The organism is Paracoccus aeridis (genome assembly GCF_004923205.2).
GTDB classification, from domain to species: Bacteria; Pseudomonadota; Alphaproteobacteria; order Rhodobacterales; family Rhodobacteraceae; genus Paracoccus; species Paracoccus aeridis.
This window is the reverse complement of record NZ_SELD02000048.1, coordinates 1-482: the sequence shown is the minus strand read 5'-3', so window position 1 is coordinate 482 and position 482 is coordinate 1. Positions and strand designations below refer to the sequence as shown.

General features: G+C 62.0%; 1 pseudogene. It reads right to left on the bottom strand.

Annotation, left to right across the window (positions count from 1 at the left end):
* Window positions 1–58: 58 nt before the first annotated feature.
* Window positions 59–482: pseudogene (locus ELI80_RS13735) on the bottom strand (hypothetical protein); the annotation flags it as partial.

The window sequence follows — 482 nt, the reverse complement described above, 5'->3', positions numbered from 1 at the left end:
AGGAAAACGTTCCGCCCAGTCCTGACTAAATCAGCAGCCTGTTAAGCGGGCGAGTCGATCATGAGGTCGGATCGGACGCCCGTCGATGTGCGTGGGGGATCTCGCCGAGGAGATCCTGGTTTCGGCGCACCTTGCTATTCCCAACCGTGATTGGCCCTGTGGTTCGGTTCAGGCCAAATCCTGTCCCCGCAACCAATCTTAGCGAAGATGCAGCCGCCTCAAACGAGGCGGCTTTTTTGTTGTCCGCAGCACCCAGCAGCGCGACTAGGTCGCCCTGCAGGTCGAGATCATGGCGGCGATGCTTGGCATCCCAGTGCACCACGATGTGCGCGATCAGCCGGTGCAACTCGTCCGAGGCGCGGCCGACCACCTCGCCCCGGAGAGCGTGCGGGCGAGATCGTCGACATGGGCGCGGTAGAGCGCGGTGAGATCCTCGGCTGTTGATTTCCACCCGGAACTGACCCGGGTTTTCCATCGAGAAG